Annotated in this window: 17 protein-coding genes, 1 pseudogene and 1 other annotated feature; of the genes and pseudogenes, 14 read left to right on the forward strand and 4 right to left on the reverse strand. The window is 35.2% G+C overall.

The features are described from left to right. The 6 genes from BAU28_RS10105 (at position 1) to BAU28_RS10130 (ending at position 8,796) form a co-directional block, all read left to right on the forward strand. Complete coding sequence (locus BAU28_RS10105; RefSeq protein WP_002173684.1) at positions 1-540, forward strand: CvpA family protein; 540 nt, start codon at positions 1-3, stop codon at positions 538-540. 56 nt (positions 541-596) lie between these two features. Continuing rightward, positions 597-2,315 (forward strand): DNA polymerase/3'-5' exonuclease PolX, encoded by a 1,719-nt coding sequence (gene polX / locus BAU28_RS10110; RefSeq protein ID WP_071718489.1) that lies wholly within the window; start codon positions 597-599, stop codon positions 2,313-2,315. 19 nt (positions 2,316-2,334) lie between these two features. Beyond that, entirely contained in the window at positions 2,335-4,695 is a 2,361-nt protein-coding gene (locus tag BAU28_RS10115) for an endonuclease MutS2 (RefSeq protein WP_071718490.1), read from the forward strand. 195 nt (positions 4,696-4,890) lie between these two features. Further along, the gene (locus BAU28_RS10120) at positions 4,891-5,580 is read left to right on the forward strand and encodes a 23S rRNA pseudouridine(2604) synthase RluF (protein ID WP_071718491.1); all 690 of its coding nucleotides are present in this window, start codon (positions 4,891-4,893) and stop codon (positions 5,578-5,580) included. A gap of 106 nt (positions 5,581-5,686) precedes the next feature. After that, positions 5,687-5,938, forward strand: a binding site (T-box leader). A 118-nt stretch (positions 5,939-6,056) separates the two neighbouring features. Further along, positions 6,057-7,382, forward strand: a complete 1,326-nt coding sequence (brnQ6, locus tag BAU28_RS10125) for a branched-chain amino acid transport system II carrier protein BrnQ6 (protein WP_025147539.1) — start codon at positions 6,057-6,059, stop codon at positions 7,380-7,382. A 214-nt stretch (positions 7,383-7,596) separates the two neighbouring features. After that, complete coding sequence (locus tag BAU28_RS10130; RefSeq protein WP_071718492.1) at positions 7,597-8,796, forward strand: class I SAM-dependent rRNA methyltransferase; 1,200 nt, start codon at positions 7,597-7,599, stop codon at positions 8,794-8,796. A 44-nt stretch (positions 8,797-8,840) separates the two neighbouring features. Here BAU28_RS10130 and BAU28_RS10135 read toward each other — a convergent pair whose 3' ends face one another. Both BAU28_RS10135 and BAU28_RS30375 read right to left on the reverse strand, forming a co-directional pair. Then, positions 8,841-9,035 carry a YwbE family protein gene (locus BAU28_RS10135; RefSeq protein ID WP_001014310.1) on the reverse strand — a complete coding sequence of 65 codons (195 nt, stop codon included), beginning with the start codon at positions 9,033-9,035 and terminating at the stop codon, positions 8,841-8,843. Then, a complete protein-coding gene (locus tag BAU28_RS30375) occupies positions 9,036-9,209 on the reverse strand; it encodes a hypothetical protein (RefSeq protein ID WP_001293584.1) in 174 nt (57 codons plus the stop codon). A 168-nt stretch (positions 9,210-9,377) separates the two neighbouring features. Here BAU28_RS30375 and BAU28_RS10145 point away from each other — a divergent pair, with 168 nt between their 5' ends. The 7 genes from BAU28_RS10145 (at position 9,378) to BAU28_RS10170 (ending at position 14,576) form a co-directional block, all read left to right on the forward strand. Continuing rightward, entirely contained in the window at positions 9,378-10,070 is a 693-nt protein-coding gene (locus tag BAU28_RS10145; protein ID WP_025147537.1) for a response regulator transcription factor, read from the forward strand. A gap of 1 nt (position 10,071) precedes the next feature. Further along, positions 10,072-11,007 (forward strand): HAMP domain-containing histidine kinase, encoded by a 936-nt coding sequence (locus BAU28_RS10150; RefSeq protein WP_071718493.1) that lies wholly within the window; start codon positions 10,072-10,074, stop codon positions 11,005-11,007. Between the two features lie 125 nt (positions 11,008-11,132). Continuing rightward, complete coding sequence (locus tag BAU28_RS10155) at positions 11,133-12,056, forward strand: ABC transporter ATP-binding protein (RefSeq protein WP_071718494.1); 924 nt, start codon at positions 11,133-11,135, stop codon at positions 12,054-12,056. Further along, a complete protein-coding gene (locus BAU28_RS30380) occupies positions 12,049-12,210 on the forward strand; it encodes a hypothetical protein (protein WP_165615159.1) in 162 nt (53 codons plus the stop codon). Before BAU28_RS10155 ends, BAU28_RS30380 begins: the two co-directional genes overlap by 8 nt. Before the next feature lie 34 nt (positions 12,211-12,244). After that, complete coding sequence (locus BAU28_RS10160) at positions 12,245-12,949, forward strand: ABC transporter permease (RefSeq protein WP_071718495.1); 705 nt, start codon at positions 12,245-12,247, stop codon at positions 12,947-12,949. 37 nt (positions 12,950-12,986) lie between these two features. Beyond that, a complete protein-coding gene (locus BAU28_RS10165) occupies positions 12,987-13,856 on the forward strand; it encodes a DUF4097 family beta strand repeat-containing protein (protein ID WP_071718496.1) in 870 nt (289 codons plus the stop codon). Between the two features lie 24 nt (positions 13,857-13,880). Then, positions 13,881-14,576: an ABC transporter permease gene (locus BAU28_RS10170; protein WP_071718497.1), complete on the forward strand. Its 696-nt coding sequence runs from the start codon at positions 13,881-13,883 to the stop codon at positions 14,574-14,576. 62 nt (positions 14,577-14,638) lie between these two features. On the opposite strand, the gene BAU28_RS10175 is transcribed toward BAU28_RS10170, so the two are convergent. Continuing rightward, positions 14,639-14,971 carry a YfjL-like protein gene (locus tag BAU28_RS10175; RefSeq protein WP_071718498.1) on the reverse strand — a complete coding sequence of 111 codons (333 nt, stop codon included), beginning with the start codon at positions 14,969-14,971 and terminating at the stop codon, positions 14,639-14,641. Between the two features lie 138 nt (positions 14,972-15,109). Beyond that, complete coding sequence (locus BAU28_RS10180; protein WP_071718499.1) at positions 15,110-15,613, reverse strand: DinB family protein; 504 nt, start codon at positions 15,611-15,613, stop codon at positions 15,110-15,112. A 246-nt stretch (positions 15,614-15,859) separates the two neighbouring features. On the opposite strand from BAU28_RS10180, the pseudogene BAU28_RS10185 reads away from it, so the two are divergent. Continuing rightward, positions 15,860-16,006: pseudogene (locus BAU28_RS10185) on the forward strand (BclA C-terminal domain-containing protein); the annotation flags it as partial. Positions 16,007-16,106: the final 100 nt, after the last annotated feature.

The following is a 16,106-nucleotide window of genomic DNA, read 5'->3' on the forward strand; positions in this document are numbered from 1 at the left end:
ATGATTGATATTATTATCATTTTACTGCTTGTTATGGGATTTTTCCTTGGCTTACGCAGAGGGTTCATTTTGCAACTTATAAAGTTAACAAGCTTTATTATCGCATACCTTGTTGCATACTGGTACTGTAAAGATTTAGCGCCAACACTTGCGAAATTTATTCCGTATCCATTTGATAAAAACGTATCTGTTCCAGAATGGATTGATGCAAATAATATTGAAACAGTATTTTATCAAGCAATTGCGTTTATCGTATTATTTATTATTACAAAAATCGCACTTTCATTACTTGGTAATTTGTTAAATATGTTTGCAGAAATACCGGTTTTAAAGCAAGTGAATGCACTTGCGGGGGCAATCCTCGGATTTTTAGAAGTGTATATTATTTTGTTTGTCTTAATTATTGTTGGAACAATTCTTCCAATTGAACAATTGCAAACACCATTACAAAAATCATCAATTAGCAAAATAATTATAGACGATACACCGATTCTTTCTGAAAAGGTGAAGGAACTATGGCAGACAGGTAGCAGAGTATAACTTCTCTTTTTTCGGAAAGAGGAGTTTTTTTCTATGAAAGAAAGGCGGGGGCAATGATGAAAGTAAATAAAAAACAAGTTATTAAATTATTGGAGACAATCGGCCTATTTATGGAATTGAAGGGCGCAAATCCATTTAAAATATCTGCATTTCGTAAAGCGGCGGCAGCGCTAGAAAGTGATGATCGTAGTCTTTCTGAAATTGAAGATTTCACAAAGATTCCAGGCATCGGAAAAGGAACGGCAGCAGTTATTCAAGAATATATAGAATCGGGAACATCTGAAGTACTACAAGAACTTGAAAAAGAAGTACCGAGCAGTTTATTACCGCTATTAAAACTACCAGGCCTTGGGGGTAAGAAGGTAGCTAAGTTATACAAAGAGCTTGGTGTTGTCGATATGGAAACGTTAAAAGCTGCTTGTGAGGAAAATAAAGTACAAGCTTTAGCAGGTTTTGGTAAAAAAACAGAAGAGAAAATATTGGAAGCAATTGATCAAGTAGGATCTCGTCCCGAGCGTTTACCAATTGCGATGGTATTGCCTATTGCCGGGGAAATAGAGGAGAAATTGTCGAATATTGCTGAGGTGATTCGTTTCTCACGCGCTGGTAGTTTACGCCGTGTTCGTGAGACAGTGAAGGATTTAGACTTCATCATTGCAACGACAGAACCAGCTGTAGTACGTGAACATTTACTACAATTCGATAATATGATTGAAGTAATTGCGAGCGGGGATACGAAAGTATCTGTTCGTCTTCAATATGAATATGATATTTCAATTGATTTCCGCCTTGTAAAGCCAGAAGAGTTTATTACAACTCTTCACCATTTCACAGGATCAAAAGACCATAACGTAAAAATGCGCCAAATCGCAAAAGATAAAGGCGAGAAAATTAGTGAGTATGGTGTGGAAATCTTAGAGACAGGTGAAGTGAAAACATTTGAAACGGAAGAGGAATTTTTTGCTCATTTCGGTCTTCCATTCATCCCGCCAGAAGTGCGTGAAGATGGAAAAGAAATTGAATTAATTAAAGAGTACCCGAACTTAATTCAGTTCTCTGACATACAAGGTGATTTACATATGCATACAACGTGGAGTGATGGTGCTTTTTCAATTGAAGAAATGGTACAAGCATGTCGCGCTCGTGGATATAAGTTTATGGCAATTACTGATCATTCACAATACTTGAAAGTAGCGAATGGCTTAACGAAAGAGCGTCTTCGCGAGCAAGCGAAAGAAATTGAGCGCATGAATGAAAAGTATCCAGACATTACAATTTTACGTGGGATTGAAATGGACATTTTACCAGATGCAACACTTGATTTTGATGATGAAGTATTAGCAGAATTAGATTATGTCATTGGAGCGATTCACTCTAGCTTCTCACAAGACCGTGAAACGATTATGAAACGTCTTCGCACTGCGCTTGAGAATAAGCATGTCACAATGATTGCCCATCCGACAGGGCGTCTTCTTGGGCGCCGCGAGGGCTATGATGTAGATACAGATTTATTAATCGAACTCGCAAAAGAAACAAATACAGTTTTAGAATTAAATGCAAATCCAAACCGTTTAGATTTAAGCGCGAAATTATTAAAACAAGCACAAGATGCTGGTGTAAAAGTAGCGATTAATACCGATGCCCATACACTTGAAATGTTAGAAGATATGGAAACAGGTGTAGCAGCAGCACGTAAAGGTTGGATTCAAAAAGATAACGTGATTAACACATGGGATATTGAACGTTTATTGGACTATATTAAACGTAATAAGTAACACAAGGGGGACCTGCAACATGTTAGAAAGAACGTTGCGTGTATTAGAATACAATAAAGTAAAAGAACAATTACTTGAACATACAGCCTCTTCACTTGGCCGTGATAAAGTGAAGAATTTAGTGCCGAGCACTGATTTTGAAGAAATTGTAGAAATGCAAGATACAACGGATGAAGCAGCGAAAGTCATTCGTTTAAAAGGTATTGCACCATTAGGTGGTATTACGGATATTCGCTCAAATGTGAAGCGTGCAAAGATTGGAAGTATGTTAAGCCCAAATGAACTACTTGATATTGCCAATACGATGTATGGTAGTCGCAATATGAAACGTTTCATTGAAGATATGGTTGATAATGGTGTCGAGCTTCCAATTTTAGAAACTCATGTCGCTCAAATTGTATCTTTATATGATTTAGAAAAGAAAATTACAAATTGCATCGGTGACGGCGGTGAAGTAGTCGATAGCGCAAGTGATAAACTGCGTGGTATTCGTACTCAAATTCGTACTGCGGAAAGCCGTATCCGTGAGAAGTTAGAAAACATGACGCGTTCTTCAAACGCACAAAAAATGTTATCAGATGCGATTGTAACGATCCGTAACGAACGCTACGTAATCCCGGTAAAACAAGAATACCGCGGCGTATATGGCGGTATTGTTCACGATCAATCAGCTTCTGGGCAAACTTTATTTATTGAACCACAAGTCATTGTAGAATTAAATAACGCGCTTCAAGAAGCACGAGTGAAAGAAAAACAAGAAATCGAACGCATCTTATTGATGTTAACAGAAGAAGTAGCAGTAGAAGCGGATATCGTTTTATCTAACGTAGAAGTAGTTGCCAATCTTGACTTCATTTTTGCGAAAGCTTTTTATGCGAAGCGAATTAAAGCAACGAAGCCAATCGTAAATAACGAGCGGTACATGGATTTAAGACAAGCACGTCATCCGCTTATTGATCCGGAAATTATTGTGCCAAATAACATTATGCTCGGTAAAGACTTCACAACAATTGTTATTACAGGGCCGAATACAGGTGGTAAAACAGTTACGCTGAAAACAGTTGGTATTTGTGTATTAATGGCGCAATCTGGTCTTCACATTCCAGTAATGGACGAGTCAGAGATTTGTGTATTTAAAAATATCTTTGCTGATATCGGTGATGAGCAATCGATTGAACAAAGTTTAAGTACGTTCTCCTCACATATGGTGAACATTGTAGATATTTTAGAAAAAGCTGATTTTGAAAGCTTAGTTTTATTCGATGAATTAGGTGCTGGAACAGATCCACAAGAAGGGGCTGCACTAGCAATTTCAATTTTGGATGAAGTATGTAACCGCGGTGCTCGCGTTGTAGCAACGACGCATTACCCGGAATTAAAAGCATACGGATATAACCGTGAGCAAGTTATTAATGCGAGTGTTGAGTTCGATGTGAATACATTAAGCCCAACGTACAAATTATTAATCGGTGTACCAGGACGTAGTAATGCCTTTGAAATTTCGAAGCGCCTTGGACTATCTGATCGAGTTATCGATCAAGCACGTAACCATATTAGTACAGATACAAATAAAATTGAAAATATGATTGCGAAGTTAGAAGAAAGTCAAAAGAACGCAGAGCGTGACTGGAACGAAGCAGAAGCGCTTCGCAAGCAATCTGAAAAACTTCATCGTGAATTACAGCGTCAAATTATTGAATTTAACGATGAGCGCGATGAAAAATTATTAAAAGCGCAAAAAGAAGGGGAAGAAAAAGTCGAAGCTGCAAAGAAAGAAGCAGAAGGCATTATTCAAGAACTTCGTCAATTGCGTAAAGCACAGCTTGTAAACGTGAAAGACCATGAACTTATTGAAGCGAAGAGCCGTCTAGAAGGGGCAGCGCCAGAGCTTGTGAAGAAACAAAAAGTAAACGTGAAAAACACAGCGCCGAAACAACAATTACGAGCAGGCGATGAAGTAAAAGTGTTAACGTTCGGTCAAAAAGGTCAACTACTTGAAAAAGTAAGTGATACAGAGTGGAGCGTACAAATTGGTATTCTGAAGATGAAAGTGAAAGAATCCAATATGGAATACATTAATACACCGAAGCAAACTGAGAAAAAAGCAGTCGCAAGTGTGAAGGGTAGAGATTATCACGTTTCATTAGAGCTTGACCTTCGCGGTGAACGTTATGAAGATGCAATGGTGCGCGTTGAGAAATATTTAGATGATGCACAGCTTGCAAGTTACCCTCGTGTATCAATCATTCACGGTAAAGGAACAGGAGCACTTCGCCAAGGTGTACAAGATTACTTGAAGAAACATCGCGGTGTGAAAAGCTTCCGTTACGGCGATATGGGCGAGGGAGGCCTAGGCGTAACAGTTGTCGAATTAAAATAGCAAACAACCAAACAAAAGGGGAACCATTATATGTTTATGGACAAACTTGCAAAAGTATTGTTAGCTTGTTGCGGAATATTTTTGGTGATTGGGGTTATTTATTTAGTTGTTTTTGCGAAGTGAAGGAGCGTCAATCTTGGCATAATTATATTGCCATGGATTGACGCTTTTAATCTATAAGAAAAGGAATAAAACATGAAAATCAACCAATACATAAGCGAAGCAAAATCCTGCTCAAGACGCGAAACAGACCGCATCATCAAAGCAGGACGCGCCTGCATTAACGGTGAAATTTGTACGCACGGTACACTCGTTAACGAAGGTGATGTTGTAACGATTGATGGGCAGGTTATTGAAAAAGAAAAGAAAGAAAAAGTATATATCGCCTTTCATAAACCAGTTGGAATTACTTGTACAGCAGCGGAGAATATTGAAGGGAACATTATTGATTATATCAATTACCCAGAACGAATCTTTCCTGTTGGGCGGTTAGATAAAGCATCGGAAGGACTCATTTTATTAACGAATGATGGTACGATTGCGAATCAAATTTTGCACGGTGATCATGAGCATGAGAAAGAATATGTTGTTACGGTCGATAAGCCGTTTACAGATTGGTTTATTGATATGATGTCCAGCGGAGTGAAAATCAAAGATGGAATGACGAAACCATGTAAAGTGACGAGAGTTGACCAATCTACATTTCGCATCGTTTTAACACAAGGAATGAATAGACAAATTCGTAGAATGAGTCGTGCTTTCGGGTATACAGTAACAAAGTTGAAGCGAGTTCGCATTATGAATATAGAGCTAAATGAACTTGAAACCGGAAAATGGCGGAACATTACAGCTGAAGAATTAGAAAGATTGATGGGGCAAATATAGGGGGGATGTTTTCCCCCTATATTTTTTTGTCAGAAAAAATAAAACTATTGATTTTTTAAAAAATAGCCCATATAATAAAAAACAACAAGTTTCGACAAGATATTTTATAAAAGTAATGATGAGGACACGAGTTGTTTTTTACGATTCTCAGAGAGGGAAGCCTTAGGCTGTGAGCTTCCTAATACGGAAAGACATACTTACCACCTCTAAACTTCAAGAGTGAACTGCATGATGCATTGTAATTCTTGGCGGATAAAACCGTTATCAATTTACACGAGCTATAAAATGAGCTTATTTCGTTATAAATTCATTTTATTAGAATAAGGGTGGAACCACGATTTCAACACTCGTCCCTTTGTTAGGGACGGGTGTTTTTTGCGTTCTTTTATAGGGAAGTATGCTTGAAAGAGGAAATGTGACGGAATTTAATTCAGAATATTTTGTTAATCTGATAATTATATAGGAGGTTAGTAGAAATGAAATCGTCTTTAAAGTTTTCTGAGATGTTTGCAATAAGTTTAATGTTATTTGCATTGTTTTTCGGTGCAGGTAATATGATCTTCCCACCAGCGTTAGGACAAGGTGCTGGAACGGATGTATGGATTGCGTTGTTTGGTTTTATCGTAACAGGTGTGGGACTTCCTTTATTAGGGGTTATTGTTATAGCTTTAAAAGGAGATATTAATGAACTGGCAGGACGTGTACACCCTGTATTCGCACTTATTTTTATCACTGCAATTTATTTATGTTTAGGTGTATTTGTTAGTGTACCACGTACAGGAACTGTTGCTTATGAAATGAGTGTTGCACCGTTTTTACCAAGTGAGGTAGCTGGTCAATCATATCCACTTGTTATCTTTACATTTATTTTCTTTGCAGTAACTTTCTATTTAGCTTTAAACCCATCGAAATTAGTGGGCCGCATCGGTAAAGTGTTAACACCAATTTTATTAGCTGTCATTGCAATTATTGTAGCGAAAGCAATTATGACACCAATTGGAGAGTTTGGTGCACCGACAGAAGCGTATAGTGCTCCACTCTTTAAAGGCTTTATTGACGGATATTTAACTTTAGATGGACTTGCAGCACTTGTTTTCGGAAATGTTGTAATTAATGCTTTAAAAGCAAAAGGTATTACAAATAAAAATAGCATTGCGAAAGTAACCATTTTTGCAGGATTTATTGCAGCACTTGGCTTACTACTTGTTTATTTAGCGCTTGCTTACCTTGGAGCTTCTAGTGTTTCACTTGGCATGGGAGCAAACGGCGGAATTATTTTAACAAACGTAGTGACTCATTTATTTGGCAATTACGGAACGTTATTACTTGGTATCGCAATTACAGCAGCATGTTTAACAACTTCTGTAGGTATTGTTGCAGCTTGTGGCGAATACTTCTCTTCTTTATTACCAAAGCTTTCTTATCAAAAAGTTGTTTTCATTTTCTGTGTATTAGCATTTATGGTAGCAAATCTTGGTTTAACTCAGTTAAATGCATTAGCATTACCAATTTTAATTGCAATTTATCCAATTGGTATCGTGCTTATCGTATTATCACTCGTTGAAAATTACGTTCGTCTTCCATTAGCAATGTATGTAGGCGGTATTATAGGGGCGTTCGCGATTAGCTTCTTTGATGGATTGCACAATGCAAATCTTCAAATTGCCGCATTAGCACCTATTTTAGATAAGATTCCATTATATAGTGTAGGGATTGGCTGGTTAGTTCCAGGTATGATCGGTATAGGAATTGGTTATATAGTTTCTAAGTTTCAAAAGCAAGAAATTGCTGTAGAAAAATAAAGAAAGTCTCTTTTATATAAGTTTTTTCAGTTATTGTAGATAGTAAGATGTTCACTTCAAAAGTTAGTAAATATATAGCGGTTATGCGAGAGGATAGGCTAGTTGTACTAGCAAAGCAATAATATGGTATAGTGAAACGAGGCTGTTTTTTCAGTCTCGTTTTTTAAATGCTTACTATAGTTAGAAAGCATTCAAATGGAAAGGAAGACATTACATGCGATCTGAAGTAACTATAAAAATAAAACCGAAGTTTATAAAAGAAATTAAAAGTGGATATCCGCTTATTTTAAAAGATGCTATTCAAAATTTAAATGATGTACGTGAAGAAGGGACAATCATCAAAGTAGTAGATGAGAAGAACCAATTCATCGGAAAAGGCTATTATGGAAAACAAAATAAAGGATATGGATGGATTTTAACGAGAAAAGAGAAGGAGCAAATTAATCAACCTTTCTTTGAAAGTAAAATCAAATCTGCTTTACATAAACGAAAAGATTTTTATAAATCAAATGATACAACAGCATTTCGTGTTGTGAATGGTGAGGGCGATGGTCTTGGTGGTTTAATCATCGATTATTATGACGGTTATTACGTAATAAGTTGGTATAGTGAAGGGATTTATACTTTCCGTGATGAAATCGTAGAAGCACTTCAAAAAGTAGCAAATTTCAAAGGGATTTATGAGAAAAAACGTTTTGATACGAAAGGGAAATACATTGAAGATGATGATTTTGTAGCAGGAGAGCGCGGTGAGTTTCCACTTATCGTAAAAGAAAACGGTGTAAACTTTGCTGTATATTTAAATGACGGGGCGATGGTTGGTGTATTTTTAGATCAGCGTAACGTTCGAAAACAAATTCGTGATAAATATGCAAAAGGAAGAACAGTTTTAAATATGTTCTCCTATACTGGAGCTTTTTCTGTATTTGCAGCACTTGGCGGCGCAAGTAAAACAACGAGTGTTGACCTTGCAAATCGTAGTTTAAGTAAAACGATTGAGCAGTTCAGTGTAAATGAAATTGATTACGAAGCGCAAGATATTATTGTAGAAGATGTATTTCTATATTTCAAATATGCAGCTAAGAAAAAGATGAAATTTGATATGGTTGTACTTGATCCTCCAAGCTTTGCACGTTCGAAAAAATATACATTCAGTGCAGCGAAAGATTATAAAAATTTATTAAAAGAAACAATTGCCATTACAGAAAATAACGGTATTATCGTAGCTTCTACAAATTGTAGCGCATTCGATATGAAAAAATTTAAAGGCTTTATCGATATAGCATTTAAAGAAATGAACGGCAAATATAAAATATTAGAAGAACATTCTTTACCCGAAGATTTCCGTACAATTGATCAATTTAAAGAGGGAGACTATTTAAAAGTAGTTTTCGTCGAAAAAATTAAAGGGTAATGAAAATAAGAAAAGGAGCTCAATTTTAAATGAGCTCCTTTTCTTTATTGAACAATATTTTGTACTCTACCAACCTGTCCGTCCTGCAATCTTACTTTAATGCCGTGCGGATGGGAAGGGGAATTCGTTAAAATATCTTTTACAATTCCTCTTGTTAACTTACCAGTTCGTTGATCTTGTTTTAACACAATATCAACTTCAAGACCTGGCGCGATGTTAGATCGTTTTTGCCCGTTCATTTACACACCTGTACGTCTACGTTGGTTGTTTGTTTTCTTCGTTTGTTGGTTTTGTAATTTTTTCGTTGCTTGGCTTTGATTTGTATTATTTGAACCATTTCCATTTCCTTGCTTTTTCTTTGCAAGTTGTTCGCGCATTAAATCAGCTAAGCTTACTTTTTTGTTTTCTGACATGATAAGTCTCCTTTATATAAAGTTAATTATGAACAATAGTAGTGAATTTCATCATATCATTGTTAAGGAAGGAAGGGAAGTTGGTTTGAAAATTCATATAATTCTTTCCAGCATTCATTCGTTACGATACAATTGAAATGTTAATGTTTGTAAAAAGGGGATGAGAATATGTCACATCATATTTTATTAGTTGAAGATGATGTCTCAATTCAAGAGATGGTTGAAACATATTTAGTAAAAGAAGGTTTTCAAGTTACAATCGCATCTGATGGAGAAGAAGGAGTTACCGCATTTTTAAAAGGTTCATTTGATTTGATCATTCTCGATATTATGATGCCGAAGTTAGATGGCTTAGAGGTTGTGCGAATCATTCGAGAGAAAAGTGCCGTTCCGATTTTAATGATGTCAGCGAAGGATACAGATGTTGATAAGGCAGTTGGTTTAGGTCTTGGAGCGGATGATTACATTTGTAAACCGTTTTCTATGATTGAACTAGCAGCGCGTGTAAAAGCTGCTATTCGAAGATCTACAAAGTATTCAGCTGTGGAATCAAAAGATGAGACCATTCAGATTGGTGATTTAATAATTGACCCAATTAATTTTACTGTGGAGAAAAAGGGAAGACAGCTTAAACTTACTTTAAAAGAATTTGAGATTTTAAAACTGTTTGTAAAGAACCAAAATCGTGTATTTACGAAAGCGCAAATCTATTCACTAATTTGGAATGAAGAATATTATGGTGATGACAACGTTATTAATGTCCATATGAGAAGATTGCGCGAGAAAATTGAAACGGATCCATCTAACCCAGCGTATGTAAAAACATTGTGGGGCATCGGTTATAAGCTGGAAGGGATGTAGTATGGTTACTTTTTTAACGGCCGTTATTTTTATATTGCTAATAATAATTTATGTACAATATAAAATTCGGAAAAATAATAGTAGAAATTTACGTTATACATATGAAAAATTAGAGGATATTGTAAAAGAGAAAACTGGTGAGAAGCTATTAGTTATGACAGATGATAAGGAACTGCAAAAACTATTAGTTACTATTAATCATTTGTTAGATGCGAAACAGAAAACGAATGCAGATCATGCGAAAGTAGAAATTTCGATGAGAAAAATGCTTTCGAACATCTCACATGATTTAAAAACGCCGCTTACCGTCATTCTTGGATATACAGAAATGTTAAATATAGATAAAACGATGAATGAGGAAGAACGGCAATTATTATTACAAAAGGTACATGTGAAAACATTAGAAGTAATGGAACTGATTCATAAGTTTTTCGATTTAGCAAAATTGGAATCTGGTGATAAAGCAATTGAAATAACGAAGATAAACATGAATGAAATATGCAGGGAAAAGATTTTATCGTTTTATGATTTAGTAACCTCGAAAGGATTCGAGGTTCATATTGATATACCAGAGAGAAATATATATGCATTTGGAAATGCAGAAGTGATTGGAAGGGTGTTAAACAATTTAATATCAAATGCGATTGCCTATGGATATGATGGGAAGGCGCTCGGTATGGTATTAAGAGAGGATGAAACGAGTGTGTATATAGACGTATGGGATAAAGGGAAAGGAATTGATGAATCTCATATTGATAAAGTATTTGAGCGTATGTACACACTTGAAGATTCAAGAAATAGATTGTACCAAGGGAGCGGTTTAGGGTTAACGATTACGAAAAGGCTTGTGGAAGCGATGGACGGAGAAATACATCTTTCTAGTAAGCCGTATGAAAAAACAATTTTTACAGTTGTATTAAAAAAGATGCTGTTTTAGCTTGTAGAGAAGTAGATTCTACAAGCTTTTTTTCAGCGTAAGGAATTTGTAAGGAACGGGTAAGAAAAAAGAGATTTCCGTTGTCTATTATAGAAGTATAAGGTAGTGCGAAAGGAGACAGTGACATGACATATATATTAAAAACGAATCAGTTAACGAAAGTGTTTAAAGGGAAAGAAGTTATTTCTAGCGTTAACATGCATGTGAAAAAGGGAGAGATATACGGTTTCTTAGGACCGAATGGTGCAGGTAAAACAACGATTATGAAAATGATCACAAATTTAATAAAACCGACGAGCGGTGATATTGAAATTTTTGGTGAGAAGTTAACGGATACATCTTATGAATTGTTAAAGCGTATGGGAACGATTATTGAATATCCGATTTTTTATGATAAATTAACGGCGAAGGAGAATCTGGATTTACATTGTGAATACATGGGTTATTACGATAAGAACGCAATTGATCATGCTTTGAATCTTGTTAAGTTGCATGGCATCGATAATAAAAAAGTAAAAGATTTTTCATTAGGGATGAAACAAAGACTGGGTATTGCAAGAGCAATCATGACAAAACCAGAGCTTCTTATTTTAGATGAACCGATTAACGGCTTAGATCCAATTGGTATTAAAGAATTACGAGATTTATTTAAAATGCTTTGTAAGGAATATGGCATTACTTTATTAGTTTCTAGTCATATTTTAGGTGAAATGGAACAAATGGCGGATACAATTGGTGTTATTCAAAATGGAAAACTAATAAAAGAAGTTTCAATGAAGAGTATTAACGGAAAACAAACAGAGTACATTGAAATTACTATTCCTGATGTGAAACGTGCAGCTTATATTTTAGAAGATAAACTCGGTATAAAAAATTACAAAATAATGAGTGGAAATATGATTCGTGTTTATGAAGTGGCGGTGACGCAGCAAGCAATTTCAAAAGCACTTATTATGAACGATGTGGAAATTGAAAGTATTAATAAGAAACATAGTTCCTTAGAAGAATATTTCTTAAATGTAATGGATGGAGAGGGTATTCATGCTTAATGGGTTGTTGTTGAATCTAGTAAGTGGATTGATCGTAATGTTCATAAGTGGGATTTTATATTATAGAAAACCAGAGCGGAAATGGGCGTTAATTTTACTAGTGATAGGGATATTAAGCGTAAGTACAGCTGGAATTAGAATGTTAGTAGCGTAGAGATAATTATATAAGGAATGGAGGCGTGGCTTATATGTTTAAATTAATGAAACTTGAATGGAAGAAACATCAATTATCTAGTTATTTTAAAGGGGTAGCCATTTGTATTATAGCAATTTTTGCTGCGGTAAGTCTTATGGGGTTGGGAGCGAAAAGTGAAGCAGATGCGGCGCTCACTGATTTCACAAAATATATGACTTTAGCAAACCTATTTATTAGGATGACATTTCTTATTTTTAGTGCGGTCATTTTATCACGTTTAGTAATTGATGAGTATAAGAATAAAACAATGCAACTACTATTTATGTACCCACTACAAAGGAAACTGCTAATGAGAGCGAAATTAACAATTGTTTTTTGTTTTTGTTTTGTGAGCATGATTATCGCTACTTTCAGTATTAGCTTGCTCATATTTTTTATGAACCCAATGATGGGGCTAATTGAAACACCTATTACGATGGGCGAGATAATAGCTACCGTTCCAGCTACTTTTATAAGTGCATTTATGATATCTGGAATAAGTTTAATTCCTTTATTTTTTGGGATGAGAAAGAAATCGACACCGACAACGATTACTTCTGCAGTAATAATTGGGATGCTAATGAACAGTAACGTTGGTCCTGGGAACGGTCAAGTAAGTATGTATGATTTTATATTTATCCCAATTGTACTCTGTTTATTAGGAATTTTTATTAGTTATCTATCGTATCGTAACATCGATAAGATCGATGTAGCGTGAAGGAAGCTTAAAACAACGACGAACTGGGGTATGAACAGTGAAAAAAATAATAGTAATTGCAATATTATTAATTACAATTGCTAGTGTGACTTTTGGTTTTAAGACGTTTCAGGGGAAAGATTTTAAGAAAGAAAAATCTTTTGAGATAAATCATATAAAAGAAATAGAAGTGGACAATGAAAACTGGGATATTGAATTTAAAAGTACAGATGCTAACAAAATAGTAATTTCGGCTCAAGGTAAACGAGTAGATAAAGAGATAGATCCCGTCGAAATGGAACATGAAGGGAATAAAGTTATAGTTAAGCAAAAAGAAAAGGTGACCAGATTCTTTAATGGTTTTACGTTTCGGAAGAAAAATAGCATATCTATAGCTATTCCGAAGAAAGAAATAGATAAAATTGTATTAAATAATAAATCGGGTGATGTGAAAATAAGCGATATAGAAGTGAAAAATATCGTGACAGAAAGTGAGTCTGGAGATGAAATGGTTGTAGGACTATCAGCCGAGAAAGGTGAATTCATATCGCAAAGTGGAGAGTTAGCTGTAAAAGATAGTTCAGCGCAAGAATTAAATATAAAGTCTACGACTGGTGATAACTATATAACAAATGTAAGTAACTCAAATATGAACATCACTTCAACATCTGGGGAAGTATTACTGAAAGATATGACAGAAGGAAAATCATTATCTGTAGAGACAAAATCAGGAGATATTGGCGTACGGTATAAAGGGGTTCCGGCTTCTTTGAAACTTACGGCTAAAAGTAATTCGTCTGACGTAATGGTGAATGTAAAAGGACTTAAGAAAGATAAAAATACAGAAAAGGTAAAAGCAGGAACCATAGGTGATGCAAAAAACGAAGTGAAGATTTTAAGTAAAACAGGAGCGATTTATATCGATTAAATTTTAAATGAAAGGAGGACTATTATGCTACGTCTTATGAAGCTAGAATTGAAAAAGTTTAAGCTTGGCTGGTATGTGAGGGGAGCGATTATTGCAAATATCGCTATACTGGCATTAATGATCTCTACGAGCGTCGTTGCTCAAGTAGAAGGTGATCCGGAAATAAGGGATCCACAGATGATTTTGTTAATGGCTAGTACATTAGTAAGAGCAACATTTATTATTTTTGGTAGTGTGTTAATCGCAAGGTTAATAATTAGTGAATATAAAAATAAAACAATCCTACTTATGTTTTCTTATCCTATTAATCGGAGGGAAATGATGAGTAGTAAGTTAGCCATTACAGCGATAGTAACATTTATAACAGTCATCTTATCGAACATTTTAGTAGTAGGAGTTTTCTTTGGGATAGATAGCTATTTTTCAATTCTTCCTAATTCATTTACAGTAGATCAATTGAAGCAAGAAGGGATAAACCTTGTTCCTTTAGCCATTGCCACTGCGGGAATAAGTTTAATCCCATTATATTTCGGAATGCGTAAACGTTCAGTGCCAGCTACAATTGTTTCATCTCTTATCGTTGTATCAATTGCAATGAATGGAAACCCAGTGTTTTCTACAGCAACTTTTCTTCCACTTCAACTAGCACTTGCAGCAATTGGAGTTGTAATTGCATATTACGGAATTAAAAATATAGAGAAGGAGGATGTAACTGTATGACAAGAATAAGAAAAAGAGTTGGCGTTACACCAACTCTTTTTTTATATATGTATGCTTCGTTACTACTCTGTAAATTTGGAGTGTTTGCTTAAATACGCTTGCACTCCTGGGGAAATATTAAAGTTATTAGGGCTTTTATATTCGATAGCAAACTCTCCGTCTTTACTTGTTTCAAAGGAGATTGCATAGCTATTCATTTTAGCATCGTAAGAAGTATTTTTGACTTCCGCATCTAGATCGAAGTATTTTGTAATATATTCTTTTGATTCCGTAATTGCTGTTTGTTTTCCCCAAGGGGTACCACAATATGTGAAATAAAGAGACATACTGATAACTCCAATAATAGAAGTTAGTAAAAGAGTTCCCATAGCTATTTTTTTATTTTTTGTATTCAATTTGGTTACCCCTCCTCATAATATGTATTCATTTTAACGTGTTTTTTCCATAAAACAACCATTTAGCAAAAAATAGTTTCACATGAAACAAGTTACAGAAAAAGACAAGGTGCGCAAACACCGTGTCTTTTTCTGTCATTACATTTTAGGAGCTTCCATTCCAGCAGCAGCCCATTCTTCTTTGGAAGGACCGTATACGCCAGGAACTTTTAATCCAGCCTGACGCATTAAAACAGTCATCTGCCCGCGGTGGTGATTTTGATGATTAATGAGTGTCATTAAAAATATAGAATTCGGCATAGGGCGACCAAAGAAGTCATTAATAGTAGATAAGTCTTTATCTGCCCATTCACTTTGAAGTGCTTCAACAAAAGCTGCATTCACTTTGCGATACCCATCAGCAATTGTTTTTGCTGAAGTCGGAACAGGATAATCTTTCGTTTCGCCTTCAAACTTTAATCCTGTCCCTGATAGCATAATTGGAATTGCCGTAACGATATGCCAAGCAACTCTACCTAACGTCCAGTGTTCAGGCGCAATTTCCTGTGATAAAGATTCATCCGTTAATGCATCGTACATTTTCTGAGTAGACTCAGCTTCGTATTTCCATGATTGTAAAAAGTTTTCAATTGTTTGGTACATGTTATCCCCCCTATTTTCGTTCATAAATTAAATTCGTGAGAGATAATATAATCCCTGTTTAATAAAGAACACTTAATTAAGTATTGCTACAATATAGAAATAACTAGGAAATATTTGTGGAAGTGTCAGGAAACTGACGAGTTCATTCGTATACTTAGTGAGTAGAGAATGGAATAAAGGGTGGTGATAAGGATGAAAGAAATAGAGATAGTAGAGGGATTACGAAAAAGAGACATGTTAGCATTGCTTGCAACGACTTCCTTTAGTGCAACAATAATTACAACTCTTGCAGCTGGAAGTGCCATTAGTTTGCAATTATTTGGTTTGGTAGCTGTTGCAACATTATCAACAGCTACTCCAGAAGCGGTATTAACAATTATAAGATTAAGCTAAATACTAATAACTCTCTTATTCTATTAAAATTAGGAGAGTTTATACATATAAGAAGAAGTTAATGAAGTAAAGCATAGCTATACAAAAGTCAGAATATTAT

This window comes from Bacillus paramycoides (assembly GCF_001884235.1).
In the GTDB taxonomy this organism is placed as follows: domain Bacteria; phylum Bacillota; class Bacilli; order Bacillales; family Bacillaceae_G; genus Bacillus_A; species Bacillus_A paramycoides.